At 60.7% G+C, this 14102-nt stretch carries 14 protein-coding genes, 2 tRNA genes and 1 other RNA gene; 1 reads left to right on the forward strand and 16 read right to left on the reverse strand.

Annotated features, from left to right (window positions below; translation table 11 throughout):
* Nucleotides 1-7: 7 nt before the first annotated feature.
* From pheS to pyk, 13 genes are all read right to left on the reverse strand, one after another.
* The gene (pheS, locus tag DAAHT2_RS06325; protein ID WP_013163466.1) at nucleotides 8-1015 is read right to left on the reverse strand and encodes a phenylalanine--tRNA ligase subunit alpha; all 1008 of its coding nucleotides are present in this window, start codon (nucleotides 1013-1015) and stop codon (nucleotides 8-10) included.
* Nucleotides 1016-1075: 60 nt separating this feature from the next.
* Nucleotides 1076-1426: a 50S ribosomal protein L20 gene (gene rplT / locus DAAHT2_RS06330; RefSeq protein ID WP_013163467.1), complete on the reverse strand. Its 351-nt coding sequence runs from the start codon at nucleotides 1424-1426 to the stop codon at nucleotides 1076-1078.
* Between the two features lie 11 nt (nucleotides 1427-1437).
* Nucleotides 1438-1635 carry a 50S ribosomal protein L35 gene (rpmI, locus tag DAAHT2_RS06335; RefSeq protein ID WP_013163468.1) on the reverse strand — a complete coding sequence of 66 codons (198 nt, stop codon included), beginning with the start codon at nucleotides 1633-1635 and terminating at the stop codon, nucleotides 1438-1440.
* 17 nt (nucleotides 1636-1652) lie between these two features.
* Entirely contained in the window at nucleotides 1653-2195 is a 543-nt protein-coding gene (gene infC / locus DAAHT2_RS06340) for a translation initiation factor IF-3 (RefSeq protein WP_013163469.1), read from the reverse strand.
* Between the two features lie 248 nt (nucleotides 2196-2443).
* Nucleotides 2444-4384 (reverse strand): threonine--tRNA ligase, encoded by a 1941-nt coding sequence (gene thrS / locus DAAHT2_RS06345; RefSeq protein ID WP_013163470.1) that lies wholly within the window; start codon nucleotides 4382-4384, stop codon nucleotides 2444-2446.
* A gap of 189 nt (nucleotides 4385-4573) precedes the next feature.
* Nucleotides 4574-4648 (reverse strand) — tRNA-Val (locus tag DAAHT2_RS06350).
* A gap of 85 nt (nucleotides 4649-4733) precedes the next feature.
* Complete coding sequence (gene recR / locus DAAHT2_RS06355) at nucleotides 4734-5336, reverse strand: recombination mediator RecR (RefSeq protein ID WP_013163471.1); 603 nt, start codon at nucleotides 5334-5336, stop codon at nucleotides 4734-4736.
* A gap of 19 nt (nucleotides 5337-5355) precedes the next feature.
* Nucleotides 5356-5664: a YbaB/EbfC family nucleoid-associated protein gene (locus tag DAAHT2_RS06360; protein WP_013163472.1), complete on the reverse strand. Its 309-nt coding sequence runs from the start codon at nucleotides 5662-5664 to the stop codon at nucleotides 5356-5358.
* A gap of 18 nt (nucleotides 5665-5682) precedes the next feature.
* The gene (gene dnaX, locus DAAHT2_RS06365; protein WP_013163473.1) at nucleotides 5683-7719 is read right to left on the reverse strand and encodes a DNA polymerase III subunit gamma/tau; all 2037 of its coding nucleotides are present in this window, start codon (nucleotides 7717-7719) and stop codon (nucleotides 5683-5685) included.
* Between the two features lie 167 nt (nucleotides 7720-7886).
* An RNA gene (ffs, locus tag DAAHT2_RS13580) (signal recognition particle sRNA small type) lies at nucleotides 7887-7985 on the reverse strand.
* 84 nt (nucleotides 7986-8069) lie between these two features.
* Nucleotides 8070-8157: transfer RNA gene (locus tag DAAHT2_RS06370), tRNA-Ser, on the reverse strand.
* Between the two features lie 72 nt (nucleotides 8158-8229).
* Nucleotides 8230-9069 (reverse strand): flagellin, encoded by an 840-nt coding sequence (locus tag DAAHT2_RS06375; RefSeq protein ID WP_013163474.1) that lies wholly within the window; start codon nucleotides 9067-9069, stop codon nucleotides 8230-8232.
* Between the two features lie 117 nt (nucleotides 9070-9186).
* Nucleotides 9187-10635, reverse strand: a complete 1449-nt coding sequence (gene pyk / locus DAAHT2_RS06380; protein WP_013163475.1) for a pyruvate kinase — start codon at nucleotides 10633-10635, stop codon at nucleotides 9187-9189.
* 99 nt (nucleotides 10636-10734) lie between these two features.
* Between pyk and DAAHT2_RS06385 the strand changes: the two genes are divergently transcribed.
* On the forward strand, nucleotides 10735-12111 hold the full coding sequence (locus DAAHT2_RS06385) for an MATE family efflux transporter (protein ID WP_049824373.1): 1377 nt from the start codon (nucleotides 10735-10737) through the stop codon (nucleotides 12109-12111).
* Nucleotides 12112-12151: 40 nt separating this feature from the next.
* Here DAAHT2_RS06385 and DAAHT2_RS06390 read toward each other — a convergent pair whose 3' ends face one another.
* From DAAHT2_RS06390 to DAAHT2_RS06400, 3 genes are read right to left on the reverse strand one after another with little or no spacing between them, the layout of a single operon-like run.
* Nucleotides 12152-12751, reverse strand: a complete 600-nt coding sequence (locus DAAHT2_RS06390; protein ID WP_013163477.1) for a superoxide dismutase — start codon at nucleotides 12749-12751, stop codon at nucleotides 12152-12154.
* Nucleotides 12752-12784: 33 nt separating this feature from the next.
* Nucleotides 12785-13309, reverse strand: a complete 525-nt coding sequence (locus tag DAAHT2_RS06395; RefSeq protein WP_013163478.1) for a DUF6691 family protein — start codon at nucleotides 13307-13309, stop codon at nucleotides 12785-12787.
* Between the two features lie 3 nt (nucleotides 13310-13312).
* Nucleotides 13313-13840: a YeeE/YedE thiosulfate transporter family protein gene (locus DAAHT2_RS06400; RefSeq protein ID WP_013163479.1), complete on the reverse strand. Its 528-nt coding sequence runs from the start codon at nucleotides 13838-13840 to the stop codon at nucleotides 13313-13315.
* Between the last annotated feature and the right edge of the window lie 262 nt (nucleotides 13841-14102).

Below are 14102 nucleotides of genomic sequence, written 5' to 3' on the forward strand. Positions count from 1 at the left end.
ATGATGATCAGAACTGGCGCAAGAAGCGCAGGTCGTTTTCGTAGAACAGGCGAATATCGTTGATGCCGTAACGGAGCATGGCAATCCGCTCCACCCCCAGCCCGAAGGCAAAGCCGCTGTACTCTTCCGGATCGTACCCCACCTTGGCAAAAACCGCCGGATCAATCATGCCGGCGCCCAAAATCTCCAGCCAACCGGTCTGCTTGCAGACCCGGCATCCCTTGCCGCCGCAGATTACACAACCGATATCCACCTCGGCGCTGGGTTCGGTAAAGGGGAAAAAGCTGGGGCGAAAACGGATGGCGGTTTGCGGATCAAATACCCGGGCGATGAACTCCGAGAGTACCCCTTTAAGGTCGGCAAAAGAGACCTTGTCGTCCACCAGGAAGCCCTCCACCTGATGAAACATGGGGGTATGGGTGATATCGGAATCGCAGCGGTAAACCTTGCCCGGGGCGATCATCCGCAGCGGGGGCCGGGCCTGTTCCATGGCCCGGATCTGCATCGGCGAGGTGTGGGTGCGCAACAGCCGACCGGCATCGACATAAAAGGTGTCGTGCATGGCCCGGGCCGGATGGTGAGGGGGAATATTGAGGGCCTCGAAGTTGTAGAAATCGGTCTCCACATCCGGACCTTCGGCCACGGCAAAACCCATGCCGGCGAAGATGGCACAAATCTCGGCCATCACCTGGCTGACCGGATGCATCCGCCCGGCGGGGAAGCGACGCCCCGGCAGGGTCAGGTCGGGCCGCTGCCCGGCCGCGGGCGCGGCGGCAGCCAGTGCCTCCCGGCGGGCGCTGAAGGCATCCTCGAGCGCCGCCCGGCTCTCGTTGGCCAGCTTGCCCAGCCGGGGGCGGTCTTCGGCGGGCGCCTGCCCCAAACTGCGCATCAGGCCGGTAAAACGGCCCTTGCGGCCAAGATATTCGACCCGGAAGGGCTCAAGCTCTTCCGGGTCGGTAATCTGCGCCAAGCGCGCTTCGGCCTCGTTTCGCAGCCGCTGGAGTTCTTCTTCCATCGCTATCACATCAGCATTCCGGTCAACGTTACAGCGTAAGCGCTCATGGAGGTCCGCGACTTAATTGCTCTGCGAGGTTTGCACCACGGCCGCGAAACCGGCCGGGTCCATGATGGCCAGGTTGGCCAGTACTTTGCGATCCAGGTCGACGCCGGCCTTTTTCAGGCCGCCCATCAACCGGCTGTAGGTGGTGCCGTGCTCATGGGCCGCCGCGCCGATGCGGACGATCCAAAGGCTGCGGAAGTCACGTTTTTTCTGCCGCCGATCACGATAGGCGTAGTTAAGGGCGCGATCCACCGCTTCGGTGGCGCTGCGATAAAGACGATGCCGGCCACCGACATAACCGCTGGCCTGCTTGAGTACTTTTTTCCGGCGGCGGCGCGCCTTGAATCCACGGGCTGCTCTGGGCATGACTGCTCTCCTTAAAGATACGGAAGTATACGCTTAATACCGGCCGCGTTGGTGGCATCGACGATGGCACCCTGGCGCAGACCGCGCTTCCTCTTGGTGGTTTTCTTGGTGAGAATATGGTTGGCAAAGGCCTTGCGCCGAGCCACCTTACCGGTGCCGGTGCATTTGAAGCGCTTGGCCGCTCCCCGGTTGGTTTTCATCTTAGGCATTGCTTACTCCTTAACAGTTATTTATTGGGGCCGACCAGCATGGTCATCTGCCGCCCTTCCATTTTAGGCGCCTGCAGCACGGTGGCCACTTCCGTCAACTCCTGGGCGATCCGATTAAGAACCTCGACCCCCAGGGTGTCGGCATAAACGATCTCCCGCCCCCGAAAACGCAGAGTCACCTTGACCTTGTTGTTCTGGTCGAGAAATTTTTTAATATTTTTAATTTTAAAGTCCAGGTCGTGTTTTTCGGTCTTGGGGCGCAGCTTGATTTCCTTGACCTCGACCACCGCCTGTTTCTTCTTGGCGTCCTGCTGTTTTTTGCTCAGCTCGTAGCGGTATTTGCCGTAATCCATGATTCGGCAAACCGGGGGCTTGGCGGTGGGTGAAACCTCCACCAGATCCAGCCCGCTCTCTTCCGCCTTCATCAGGGCCTCCCGCGGAGTCATGATCCCCAGCTGACTACCATCTTCATCGATCAGCCGCACTTCATCACAGCGGATCTGCTGGTTGGTCCTGGCCCTTACTTCCTTTTTTTCCGGCTCTTTGCGTCTTCCCTTAATGGTACCCGTCCTCCCGTTTCAAATGAAACCCGCAACCACAGCCCGGTCGTTCAAACGGTTGCTTGCCAAAACCAGTTGGCCTTGGCAACACCATGAACTGAACTGCATGGGCCCGGGCCCGGTTCACTCCGGCGAGTGCAGATGCAACCTTGAACCCGCCTTGCCCCGCAAACTGCCTCCGGCACAACCGGAAGCTACGTAAACGGGGATATATAACATATTCACCCAGGATTGCGCCAACAAATTCGTCATTGACCCACAGGATCACTCTCCTGGTTAACGGTTACTTCCGCCGCCACCAGGGCGGCAAACTCGCTCACCGGCATGGGCGGCAGATTTTTACCGTCCCGCTGCCGCACCGTCACCGTGCCCTCGGCGGCTTCCTTGTCGCCGACGATCAGCATGTAGGGGATTTTCTGCAGCTGGGCCTCGCGGATCTTGTAATTGAGTTTTTCGTTGCGCAGATCCTTTTCCACCCGCACCCCGGCCCGGCGCAAGGCGGCGTAGACCTCTTCCCCGTAGTCAAGCTGGGCGTCGGTGATGTTGCAGATACGGGCCTGCACCGGCGCCAGCCAGAGCGGGAAGGCGCCGGCGTAGTGCTCGATCAGGACCCCGAAAAAGCGCTCCAGCGATCCCATCAGGGCCCGATGAATCATGATGGGCCGGTGCTCACGGCCATCTTCACCGGTATAACCCAACTCAAAACGCTCCGGCAGGTTGAAATCCACCTGAATGGTGGAACACTGCCAGGCCCGACCCAGCACATCTTTGATCTTGATGTCGATCTTGGGCCCGTAAAAAACCCCTTCGCCGGGATCCAGGCTGTAGCTCAGCCCTTTTTTCTCCAGCGCGGCCTGCAGGGCGGCAGTGGAGCGGTCCCAGTTTTCATCGCTGCCGACATACTTTTCCGGCCGGGTGGAGAGATAGATATCGTAATCGGCAAAACCAAACGCCTGCAAAATATGGAGGTTGAGATCAAGAATGCGGAAAATCTCTTCCTCCAGGTGATCGGGGCGGCAGAAGATATGGGCGTCATCCTGGGTAAAGCCCCGCACCCGCATCAGACCGTGCAAAGCGCCGGTCTTTTCAAAGCGATAAACGGTCCCCAGTTCGCACCAGCGCAGGGGAAACTCCCGGTAGCTGCGCTTGCGGGTTTTATAGATGGCGATATGAAAAGGACAGTTCATGGGCTTGAGCTGGTACTGCACCTCCTCGACTTCCATGGGGGAGTACATGTTCTCGCCGTAAAAGTCCAGGTGGCCACTGGTCTGCCACAGCTCACGCCGGGCAATGTGAGGGGTGGACAGCAGCTCGTAACCGTGCCGGTAATGCTCGTCGCGCCAGTAATCCTCAATCAGCCGCCGCAGCAGGGCCCCTTTGGGCTGCCACAAAATCAGGCCCGGGCCGATCTGGTCCTGAATGGTGAATAACTCAAGCTCCTTGCCCAGCTTGCGATGGTCCCGCTTCTTGGCTTCTTCCAGGCGCTCCAGGTAGGCGCGCAGCTCCTTTTTGTCGAAAAAGGCCGTACCATAAATGCGCTGCAGCATTCGGTTGTTTTCGTCTCCACGCCAGTAAGCGCCGGCCAGGCGGGTCAGCTTGAAAGCCTTGAGCCAGCCGGTGGACGGCAGGTGCGGGCCCCGGCACAGATCGACAAAATTGCCCTGACTGTAAAGACTTACCTGATCATCTTCAATCTCGTCAAGCAGCTCCAGCTTATAGTTCTGCCCCTGCTGCCGGAAAAACTCCAGGGCCTCGGCCCGGCTCACCTCCCGGCGCTCAAAGGGGCGGTCGGCCGTGGCGATCTCGGCCATCAACGCTTCGATTTTTTCCAAATCCGCCGGGGTAAAGGGCTGCTGGCGATCGAAATCGTAGTAAAAACCATCGGCGGTGGCCGGCCCGATGGTGACCTGAACCTCATCGCCGTACAACTCCAGCACCGCCTCGGCCATCACGTGGGCCGCGCTGTGGCGAAGAATCTCCAGGGCCTCGGGGCTCTCCGGGGTAATGACCGCCACCTCACCGCCGCTGTTCAGGGGAGCGGCAAGGTCTACCAGCCGGTCGCCAACCTGCAAGGCCAGAGCCCGCTTGCGCACCTTGTTGGAAAACATCTCCTTGAGTGCCTGGGCGGCAGTGGTGCCGGCGGGAAAATTCCGGCTCTGTTCGGCGTTGGTCAGGGTAATTTCGGTCATGGCTAGTCCAACTGGGGCATAATAAAAAAAGTAAGCGGCCACAGGGTGCCCGGTGACCGCTTACTCGATGAAAAAAATCGTCACTTTTAAGGGTAGCCGGTGAGCCGTTGGCAAAGCAAAGCTCCGCCGGGATGGGGCCGGCAGTGCCGGCAATCCTTACGGAGCCTGGTCGTGTTTCGGTTGTTACGCTGGTAGGCGCGGGCGGGATTGAACCGCCGACTTCTACCGTGTCAAGGTAGCGCTCTCCCACTGAGCTACGCGCCTGCGCCAAGTCTGAAGCGGAAAGGAATTACCAACTCGCCGGGCAACTGTCAAGATTAAACTTGGTGGACATCAACGGTTTAGCCGGTTACTGCTGCTGGCGGGAGGCGATGGCCCGGGACAGGGTTAGCTCATCGGCATACTTGATGTCCATCCCCATGGGGATGCCGCAGGCCAGGCGGGTAATCCTTACCTTGCTGTTTTCCTGCAAATGGCGAATCAGATAGGCGGCGGTGGCCTCTCCCGGCACCGTGGAGCTGGTGGCGATCAAAACCTCGTTGACCTGGTCCCGCCGAATTCTTTCCAGCAACCGGTCGATTTTCAACTCACCCGGTCCGATACCATCCGCCGGCGAGAGCACCCCATGGAGGATGTGATACTTGCCCTTGAAGGAAGCGGTTTTTTCAATGGCCACCAGATCGGCGGGTTCCTCCACCACGCAGACCAGGCCCTGCTCACGGTCGGGATTGCAGCAGATCTCGCAGGGATCAGCTTCAGAAAAGGCGCAGCAGGTTGAGCACATGGTGATCAACTGGTGGAGTTCGGTAAGACTCTTGGCCAGGGCTTGGGCCTCCACCGCCGGTCGGCGCAACAAATGCATGGCCAGACGGCTGGCGGTCTTGCGGCCGACTCCGGGCAGGCGGCCAAAATCGGCGATCAACCTGGCCAGGGCGGGAGGGATAACATTCATGGCAAGCGCGGCGACCTGGTTAAAAAAGGCCGGGGATATTCATGCCGCCGGTCAACTTACCCATTTCCTTCTGGATCATCTCCTGGGCCCGGGCCATTGCATCGTTGACCGCCGCCATCACCAGATCCCTGAGCATGTCGGGATCTTCCGGGTTGATCACCTCCGGCTCAATCTTCAACTCAACCAGTTGGTGGCGGCCATTGACCGTGGCCTGCACCATGCCGCCGCCGACACTGGAAGTCACCGTGCGTTCGGCCAACTCAGCCTGGAGACCGGCCATTTTTTGCTGAAACTGCTGGGCCTGCTGCATAAGCTGCTGCATGTCCATAAAAAGACCTCCTAAACCTTAATTACGGCCGGTTCTCACCCCAGCCACATCTCCGTTAAAAATCTCCACCACCGTCCGCACCAGGGGATCGTTGGCCAGCGCCCGGCGTTCTTCCCGGGGCATCTCGCCACCGCCAAGCTCCACCGTGCTGCCCCCCCGGATTCGCAAACGTACCGTTAACTCACGCTGAAAATAATCCTGGGCGAATTCAGTGAGCAAACGGTTGTTCTCCGGTTCCTCCAGGAGCTTGCAATCGGCCAGGTCATCGTAGCGGATCAGCAGTTGGCCGTTTTCCTCCCGGGCCCCGGAAGCCATGTCCAGCACCGGGGCCATCCAGACCTTGCGCCGGCGCACGTAGGCGATAAAGCCGTCCCAGTCCGGCCGCAGATCCCGACCGGAGCCGGACGACCGTTCGGCGACCGGCTCTGCCCGGTCGGCGCCCACCTTTGCCGCCGCCGAACCAGCTGCCGTATCCGCCTTCGTCGCATCAGCCGCCATAACGGGCGGCTCCGGCTTTTCCTTGGCCGGTGGCGGGGCGGCTTTCGGGGTGTCCCGATTTAAAGACGGAACCGGCTCCGGGACGTTCCCCGCAGCAGAGTCCGCAGCAACGTGCGCAGCGCCAGGCGCAGCATCAGGCGCAAGATGATTTGCAGGATGTTCATCGTTTTTCTCCACTCGCTCACGGCCGCCGACCAACGGCTTGCTCTCTTGTTGCCCAGGCGCTGCGGACGGGGCTGGGGCTGGGCGGGACAACTCCGGTTCCGGCTCGGCCAGACCAGGGGTCACCCCCGGTTCCGCAGCAAAATGCCGTTCCCGCTCCCCCCCCGCCGCCGAAGCTTCCCCTCTCCTCGGCTGGCCGGCGGCCGCTGCGGCAACAGCGGCGCCAGCGGCCGGAGCCGGGTCGCCGGGCAGACCCGCCAGCAACTGCTCCAACCGTCCCAGCACTTCGCTGGTGGGCACAATGCCGCCAGCCTGGGCGGCGCGAACAAAGGTCATCTCCAGCACCAGCTTGGGCCGGGAGGCATACTGCATCTCCTCGACCCCCTTGAGCAGCAGATTGAAACAGTAGAGCAGGGTTTCCGGGCTGTGGGCGGCGGCGATTTCTTCCAGGGCGGCCAGTTCCTGATCGGCCAGGTCCAGCAGGCCGGCGGCCCGGCCGGTATTACGGCAGACCACCAGATTGCGGAAGTAGTTGAGCAGATCGCCGGCAAAACGCTTGAGATCCAGGCCGGCCCGGTAACACTGGTCAAAGAGTTCCAAGCAGCGGGCCAGATCGGGGGCCAGCAGGGCCCGGGCCAGTTGCTCGAAGGTCCGGCGGTCAACCAGGCCCAGCATCTGGCGCACATCCTCATCGGCCACCTGCCGGCCGCCGAAAGAAAAAACCTGATCCAGCAGGCTCAGGCCGTCCCGCACACTGCCATCGGCCTCGCGGACGATCATCTCCAGGGCGGAATCGGGGATTTCCACCTCCTCGGCCGCCGCCACCCGCCGGAAAAAATCCTGCAGTTCGGCAAAGGGCACCCGGGTCAATTCATGGCGCTGGCAGCGGGAAAGGATGGTAACGGGGATCTTGTGCAGCTCGGTGGTGGCGAACATGAAATAGACATGGGCCGGCGGCTCCTCCAGGGTCTTCAGCAGGGCGTTGAAGGCCTCGGTGGTGAGCATGTGCACTTCATCGATGATGACGATCTTGTACTTGCCGGCAACCGGCATGAAGCGGATGTTTTCCTTGAGCTCGCGAATCTCCTGGATGCCGCGGTTGCTGGCCCCGTCGATTTCGTGAAGATCAACGGCCTGACCGGCATTAAAGGCCAGGCAGGAAGCACACTGGTTACAGGGCCGCTGCTCGGCCTCGGCGGCCAGGCAATTGAGGGCTTTGGCCATGATCCGGGCCAGGGTGGTCTTGCCCACCCCACGAACCCCGGAAAAGAGCATGGCATGAGCCACCCGCTCCCGCCGCAAGGCATTTTGCAGGGTCCGCACCACCGGGCGCTGCCCCACCACCTCGGCAAAAGTCCGGGGGCGCCACTTTCTGGCCAGCACAAGATAAGACATGCCACCCCTGTATCAATTAGAAGATAAACACCCGAGAAGGCAAACACGCGCCAGCGTGCAGCAGTGCCGCAGGTTGCGGCAAGCGGTTCGGCGCCGCGTACCCCGGTACGCAAGCCGGGCCGATCGCCGCAAGATGCGGTGCTGCTGCACGCTGACGCAAAAAAAATGATAGCCAGGCACCCCCGCGGCACACAGATAAACTCGCTACCGCTGCTTCCTCCCGGACCTGACGGAGTTTGCAAGCCTCTGTTGCGCGGGACCCGGCTATCAAACTGAAATACTGGCTAAAATACTGACCAAAATACTCACTTTGACCAGCACTCTGATCATTTATTCATGGGATGCGCCACTGGCGGAGAGGGTGGGATTCGAACCCACGGTACGTTGCCGTACACACGCGTTCCAGGCGTGCACCTTCAACCGCTCGGTCACCTCTCCGAAGCACTCATCACGAATCCGGGCAGTCTACAATGAATCGCCGTTTTTTGAAAGGGGAAAATCAGACAGCGGTTAAGGCTTACCTTGAAGCAGCTCCGTGATCTGGGTCTGGTTCAGGTTCATGCCTTGAGTTAAGGCAAATAAACCGCTTTGGCGCAGCATGTTGATCCGGGCCAGATTCATGGTTTCCTCGGCCAGGTCGACGTCGGCCACCTGGGAGTGGGCCGACCAGATATTAACGGCGGCGCTGGAGAGTCCGGCCATCTCCGAAACCAGTTGATTCTGCCGGGCGCCGAACTCGCCCCGCATGGTACTGAGCCTGACAAGGGCGCTGTCAATGGCCCCCACCGCCGCCTCGGCCCCTTCCCGGGTGGTGACGTCAATCCCGCCGGGGATCAGCCCTTCGGGGCGGTCTTCAGCCCCTTCCGCCGGAACCCCTTCTGGCGGAGCCCCATCCGGCGGCTCGGCGGGCGGCATCGTAATCCGCACCTCTTCCCCCAGCACCCGCTGGCCGGCGAAGGTGGTGGTGCCGGCGATCTCATTGTAAACCCCGAGCAGGCGGTTGATGTCCGCCTGGATGGCCTGGCGGGACTCGGGCGACTGCGCGGCACTGGCCGCCTGCAAGGCCTTTTCCAGGATGCTCATCAGAATCTCACTGCCCTGCCCCAACGCGCCATCGGCGATCTGGGTCATGGCAATGGAATCGGCCGCGTTGCGCAAGCTCTGGCCGGCGCCCAGGGCCTGACTTTTCAGCAGGTTGGCAATCTGCAAACCGGCGGCATCATCGGCGGCCCCGACAATACGCCGGCCCGAGCCGATCTTGGCCAACGACGCCGCCTGCCCCTGCTGGATCTTCTGCAAAGAGCCCAGGGCAAACATGCTGTTGATATCGGTATTAATCTTCAGGCTCATGGCTCTTCTCCGCGCTTGACCGGCAAGCTTTACCGCCCGATTTCCCGCTCTTGTCTTATTTTAGACTTTTCCCCAAATCTTAGTCAAACAAAATGCAAAGCCAAGATCAAGTGGTGCTCAGATTACCCTTACCTGAACCGTTTCCACGAATTTGCCGCCGGCCAGAATATCGGAGAGCACGATGATCTTTTCCCCCGACCGCACCACCCCTTTGCGCAGCAACTGCTCGATGGCCCGCTGGATGGTAACCTCCGGATCACTGGACAGGGCCACCACAAAAGCCTGCACCCCCCAGTAAATGCCCAGCCGCCGCCGCACATGGGTGGTGTTGGTGAAGGCGAAAATCGGCCCCCGCGGCCGGCACTGGGACAACAGGGCGGCCATCAGGCCGCGGCGGGTAATGACCAGGGTGCCCACCGCCTGGAGATTGTTGCTCAGCATGGCGGCGCTGTGGGCAATTTCCCTTTTGGGCCGCAGCCGATCCTCCCGGGCCGACAAAAAGGGGGCGGAGCCGGCGGCCAGGTGGCGTTCGATCCGCCCCGCCACCGTCCCCATCACTTCCAGGGCCTTGCGGGGGTAACGGCCGGTGGCGGTCTCCCCGGAGAGCATGATGGCATCGGCCCCCTGCTGGACGGCGTGGGTGATATCGGTTACTTCGGCGCGGGTCGGGGTGGGGTTGACAATCATCGACTCCAGCATGTGGGTGGCCACAATCACCGGCTTGCCGGCCCGGCGGCACTTGGCAATGATTTCATCCTGCAGCAGGGGCACGTCCTCGTAGGGCAGCTCCGCCCCCAGGTCGCCGCGGGCGATCATCACGCCATCGGCAACGGCGATGATGTCATCCAGTTCCGGGATGGAGGCCGCGCTCTCGATCTTGGCAAAAACCTCCATCGCCACCCCCCTGGCTTGCAGGCGCTTTTGCAGATCGACAATGGGCCCGGCTTCCCGGACAAAGGAAAGAGCGATGAAATCGACCCGCTGGTCGATACCGAACTCGATATCACGCCAATCCTGCTCGGTTATCGTGGGCAATTCGGCGCTTTTGCCCCGGACATTGAGATGCCGCCGGGAACTCAGCACCCCCTCGTCCAGGGATTGGCAACGGATATCGGTCCGCCCCACCCCCAGCACCCGCAGCCGGAGCATGCCGCCGTCCACCAGGATAATATCGTCCGGCGCCACTTCGGCCACGAAGCCATCATGGCTGACCTCGACGCAATAGGGCTCCAGCTCGGCCTGGCGCCGCGTGGTAAGGGTCAGGATATCACCCACCTTGAGAGCCAGGTCCTGCTTGAGATCGCCGCTGCGGATCTCCGCCCCCCGGGTGTCCAGCATGATCGCCAGGCTGCCGGCAAATTTTTTGTTGTAGCGTTTAATATTTTTAATTACCCCCAGGTGCCAATCCTGGGTGCCGTGGGACATGTTAAGGCGGGCCACATTCATCCCCAGCTCGGCCAGGCCCTTGATCGCCTCAAAAGAGGCGGTTTTGGGGCCAATGGTACAAACGATCTTGGTCTTGCGCAGCAAGCGGTGCTGTTCCTGTTCAGTTTCGGCGGCCAACATTGCCTCTACCCCCTACCCATGCCTGAAGTTAATTTCAGCTTTAGTTTTTTATGCTAGCAGTTTTTTGAGCAGCCAGAGAAGTTTATGGTAAAGAGAGCCATGCCCAAACCCGAGCCTTCCATATCCCTTGCCGCCGGCCTGACCGAACTGCGACAGCTCTGGCGCCTTAGCCTGCCCCTGATCCTGGCCCAGCTGTCGCATATGGCCATGGGTTTTGTTGATACGGTGATGGCGGGCAGGGTCAGCCCTGCCGATCTGGCGGCGGTGGCCATCGGCAGCAGTGTCTGGTTTCCGGTGATGCTGTTTGTCGCCGGGGTCCTGATGGCCATTACCCCCATCGTCGCCCAGTTGTACGGGGCCGCCAACCATGACCGAATCCCCACCTCGCTCCGCCAGGGCCTGTGGATGGCGCTGGTTCTGGGGCTGGGCGGTTTCCTGCTGCTGGGCAACATGGAATGGCTGCTGAAACTGCTGGATCTGGAACCGGAAGTTCGCAGGCTGGCCGCGGGCTACCTGAGCGCGGTCGCCTGGGGCTTCCCGGCCCTGGCACTCTACCAGGCCCTGCGCTCCTTCAGCGAGGGGGTTTCGCTGACCAGACCGATTATGCTGATCGGCTTTCTGGGCCTGGCCTGCAACATCCCCGCCAACTATATTTTCATATACGGCAAGCTGGGGCTGCCCCCCATGGGAGGGGTGGGTTGCGGCTGGGCCACCGCCCTGGTGATGTGGGTAATGATGCTGGCCTTGGCCGGCCTGATTCTTTATGGGCGGGGCTACCGGTTCCTGCCGCCGCTCTTTGCCTGGGAACGACCTGATTTCAAGAAGATCGTCCACATGCTTCGCCTGGGATTTCCCATCGGCATCTCGTTTTTCATTGAAACCAGCCTGTTTGCGGCCATTGCCCTGCTGGTGGCCTCGCTGGGGGCGGTGGTGGTGGCAGGGCACCAGGTGGCTCTGAATTTCACCTCACTGCTCTTCATGGTGCCCCTGAGTTTTTCGCAGGCCATCACCATCAGGGTCGGCCAGGCCATCGGTCGCCGCGAGCCGGCCAAGGCCCGTTTTGCGGCCCTGTGCGGGGCCCTGACCACCCTGACCACCGCCGTACTTTTTGCCACCGCCATTCTGCTTTGGGCCCCAGCCATCGCGACCCTTTACACCCCCGACCTGGAGGTTCGCCAGGTCGCCGCCAACCTGCTGTTTTTCGCAGCCCTCTTCCAGATCTCCGACGCCATCCAGGTCAGCGCCGCCGGGGCCTTGCGGGGCTACAAGGACACCCGGGTACCCATGTTCATCACTTTTTTCGCCTTCTGGTTCGTCGGGCTGCCGCTGGGCTACCTGCTGGGCCTGTCCGAGCCCGTGGGTCTCCATTTGGGGGCCCAGGGCTTCTGGATCGGGCTGGTTGCGGGCCTGACCACCGCGGCCATCCTGCAAAGCGCGCGGTTATGGCACGTCAGTCACCCCCGCAACCGGCCCTGATGGTGCTTACCCCTGTTTGGTCGACACCGGGTCCGGGCATTCAGCCCAGGTTGGCGTTGACGAAGTCCCAGTTGATCAACTTTTCGACAAAGGTGGTCATATAATCGGGACGCCGATTCTGATAATCCAGATAATAGGCGTGCTCCCAGACATCCATGGTCAGCAGCGGCTTCATCCCCATGGTCAGGGGTGTTTCGGCATTGGGTGTCTTGACCACCTTGAGCCGCCCCGAGGCCTCGTCCAGCACCAGCCAGGCCCAGCCGCTGCCGAACTGGGTGGCGCCCGCGGTTTTAAACGCTTCCGCAAAACCGGCCAGGCCGCCGAAGTCGGCATCAATCATGGCGGCGATCCTGCCGGTGGGCGCCCCGCCCCCACCCGGCTTCATGCTCTGCCAGTAAAAGGAGTGGTTCCAGACCTGGGCCACGTTGTTGAAGATGCCGGCTGCCGCCGGATCGGCCGCGGTTTTTTTAATAATTTCCTCCATCGGCAGCCCCTTGAGATCGCTACTTGCAAGCAGTTTGTTGCCATTGTCAACATAGGCCTGGTGGTGCTTGCCGTGGTGAAACTCCAGGGTACGGGCGCTGATGTGGGGCTCCAGGGCATTCTGGGCATAGGGCAGTTGCGGCAATACGAGTGTCATGGCAGGACCTCCTTTATGGTCATGGTTGCTGTTTTACAAACCTTTCTTCTCGAAGAAACGAAACAAAAAGAACGCACCAAGGGCCACCGCCGCAATCACCAGCCAGTGGCTGACCCCCAGCAGATCAGGGAGCGACAGGGCGCCAAAATTGCCCAGCGGCCGGAGATAGGCCTGCACCAAGGGATAGATGAAGGCAAATATCATCCCGCCCAGGAGCATGCCGAGGATCGGCCAGATTACATGATAGCGCCCTTCGGCCAGCGCCCCGATGCTGGTTCCGGGGCAATAGCCGATAAAGGCCCAGCCAATGCCGAACAACAGGCCGCCAACCACCTGCAGGCCGATGCTCAGGCCGCGCGGCGAGAAGCTGACCACGCCAAGATCGGCCAGCAGATGAACCCCGATTGCCCCGACGATGATGGTGCTCAGCATGAACTTGACAATCGTCATGTCGAGCAAACGCATCGCCCCAACCTGTTTCTCGAAACGCAACACCCGGGCCTGTTGCAGCAAGGCGCCAAAGAGCATCCCGGTTATCAATCCCATGATCAAGGTCATGACTTACTTGCCTCCCTGGTAAAGAATGCGGGCGGTAATGATGCCGCCGAGAAAAAACATCGCCAAAGCCAGCATGCTGCTGAGTCCCAACTGGCTGACCCCGCTTACTCCATGACCGCTGGGGCAGCCGCCGGCAATCCGGGCGCCGATCATGACCAGGGCCCCACCAAAAAGCGAATGAACAATGCGCAGCCCCAGTCGGTCACCAAATCGCGCTGCCCACATCGGTGGCAGCGACTCAAGCTTGAAGCTACCGTTGAGTCGAGACATGATAAAGGCGCCCAGGCCGATGCCGATAACAAACAACAGCTGCCAGTCGGGGAAAGCGGCCCCGGTCAGAGAACCGTTGCCCGCCTGGTAAAAAGCCAGGTGGCTCAAATCAATGCCAACCTTGTCGGCGATCCAGGTTGACAGTCGTGGAAAAGTGGTTGAAGTGCCGAAAAACGATCCTGTAATGCCCACGCTGGCGGTCAGCAAAAGACCTGCCAGGCCGCCAAGCAAATAGGGTTGGTACCACTTCTGTTTTGCCATTTGCTCACCTCCGTTGCTTAATAATAAGCCAGCACCAACAGTATTTTTTTTGCCGCCAAATAAAAATAATGCCGGCCGGCAAATCCTAACCTGCTACTGTCCATCTTACGAATTCCCCACCGGCAGTCAACCGGCAAGGTCCAACATTTCTCCGGCCCGCCTATTTTTTTGCAGAGCCTTGGCCAGACCGGACAGCAACAAAAAACCCGCAATCCGTTGCCAGATGCGGGTTTTTTCTATCTTCCAGGGGTTACCTGGATAT

Source organism: Desulfurivibrio alkaliphilus AHT 2 (assembly GCF_000092205.1).
Lineage (GTDB): Bacteria > Desulfobacterota > Desulfobulbia > Desulfobulbales > Desulfurivibrionaceae > Desulfurivibrio > Desulfurivibrio alkaliphilus.

What these genes read in the sequence shown, in the direction of transcription:
- pheS (WP_013163466.1), bottom strand. Translation starts at nt 1,015, where the DNA reads ATGGAAGAAGAACTCCAGCGGCTGCGAAACGAGGCCGAAGCGCGCTTG.
- rplT (WP_013163467.1), bottom strand. Translation starts at nt 1,426, where the DNA reads ATGCCCAGAGCAGCCCGTGGATTCAAGGCGCGCCGCCGCCGGAAAAAA.
- rpmI (WP_013163468.1), bottom strand. Translation starts at nt 1,635, where the DNA reads ATGCCTAAGATGAAAACCAACCGGGGAGCGGCCAAGCGCTTCAAATGC.
- thrS (WP_013163470.1), bottom strand. Translation starts at nt 4,384, where the DNA reads ATGACCGAAATTACCCTGACCAACGCCGAACAGAGCCGGAATTTTCCC.
- recR (WP_013163471.1), bottom strand. Translation starts at nt 5,336, where the DNA reads ATGAATGTTATCCCTCCCGCCCTGGCCAGGTTGATCGCCGATTTTGGC.
- DAAHT2_RS06360 (WP_013163472.1), bottom strand. Translation starts at nt 5,664, where the DNA reads ATGGACATGCAGCAGCTTATGCAGCAGGCCCAGCAGTTTCAGCAAAAA.
- dnaX (WP_013163473.1), bottom strand. Translation starts at nt 7,719, where the DNA reads ATGTCTTATCTTGTGCTGGCCAGAAAGTGGCGCCCCCGGACTTTTGCC.
- DAAHT2_RS06375 (WP_013163474.1), bottom strand. Translation starts at nt 9,069, where the DNA reads ATGAGCCTGAAGATTAATACCGATATCAACAGCATGTTTGCCCTGGGC.
- pyk (WP_013163475.1), bottom strand. Translation starts at nt 10,635, where the DNA reads ATGTTGGCCGCCGAAACTGAACAGGAACAGCACCGCTTGCTGCGCAAG.
- DAAHT2_RS06385 (WP_049824373.1), top strand. Translation starts at nt 10,735, where the DNA reads ATGCCCAAACCCGAGCCTTCCATATCCCTTGCCGCCGGCCTGACCGAA.
- DAAHT2_RS06390 (WP_013163477.1), bottom strand. Translation starts at nt 12,751, where the DNA reads ATGACACTCGTATTGCCGCAACTGCCCTATGCCCAGAATGCCCTGGAG.
- DAAHT2_RS06395 (WP_013163478.1), bottom strand. Translation starts at nt 13,309, where the DNA reads ATGACCTTGATCATGGGATTGATAACCGGGATGCTCTTTGGCGCCTTG.
- DAAHT2_RS06400 (WP_013163479.1), bottom strand. Translation starts at nt 13,840, where the DNA reads ATGGCAAAACAGAAGTGGTACCAACCCTATTTGCTTGGCGGCCTGGCA.